The organism is Vibrio sp. YT-18 (assembly GCF_033337345.1).
GTDB lineage: Bacteria > Pseudomonadota > Gammaproteobacteria > Enterobacterales > Vibrionaceae > Vibrio > Vibrio alginolyticus.
On sequence record NZ_JAWOQO010000291.1, the window covers coordinates 1 to 1,028 of the forward strand.

Genomic DNA, 1,028 nt, shown 5'->3' on the forward strand with positions numbered 1-1,028 from the left:
CCGTTTTCTCAACTTCGTAAACTACCGTTGGCGCGGTGGTAATCAGGTCGAGATCGTATTCACGCTCTAGACGCTCTTGGATGATTTCCATGTGCAACATGCCAAGGAAACCACAACGGAAACCAAAACCAAGCGCTGCTGAGTTTTCTGGTTGGTAGAATAGCGATGCATCGTTTAGGCTGAATTTACCCAGTGCGTCACGGAAGTTTTCGCAATCGTCAGATGATACAGGGAACAGACCCGCGTATACCTGAGGTTTTACTTTCTTAAAGCCAGGGAGTGGCTTATCGCTGCCGTTTTTCGCTAACGTTAGCGTATCACCTACTGGTGCGCCTAGGATGTCTTTGATACCACAAACAACCCAACCTACTTCGCCAGTATTTAGAACATCAGTATCCACTTGCTTAGGTGTAAAGATACCCAAACGGTCTACACCCCAAGCTTGGCCTGTGCTCATTACTTTGATCTTGTCGTTCTTCTTCAGTGAACCGTTTTTGATTCGTACCAAAGATACTACGCCAAGATAGTTATCAAACCATGAGTCAATGATCAGCGCTTGTAGTGGCGCATCAGGATCACCTTCTGGTGCTGGAATTGCTGATACGATGTTTTCTAGAACGTCCTCAACACCCAGACCTGTCTTCGCAGAACAGCGTGTTGCGTCCATCGCATCAATACCAACGATTTCTTCAATTTCTTCAGCTACACGTTCAGGATCCGCGGCTGGCAAGTCGATCTTGTTTAGGATTGGCACTACTTCCAGATCCATTTCGATCGCGGTGTAACAGTTAGCAAGTGTTTGCGCTTCTACACCCTGACCAGCATCAACAACCAATAGCGCACCTTCACAAGCCGCTAGAGAACGTGATACTTCGTATGCAAAGTCTACGTGTCCCGGAGTATCGATGAAGTTCAGCTGATAAGTTTCACCGTCTTTAGCGGTGTAGTTTAGCGTCACACTCTGAGATTTAATGGTGATACCACGCTCACGTTCAAGATCCATAGAATCCAGAACCTGTGCGGCCATT

At 47.0% G+C, this 1,028-nt stretch carries 1 protein-coding gene; it reads right to left on the minus strand.

The window, feature by feature from the left end; translation table 11 throughout:
- Positions 1–1,028 (minus strand): translation elongation factor 4 (gene lepA, locus R7M72_RS26060; RefSeq protein ID WP_318056588.1); only part of this gene is annotated, 1,028 nt, incomplete at both ends.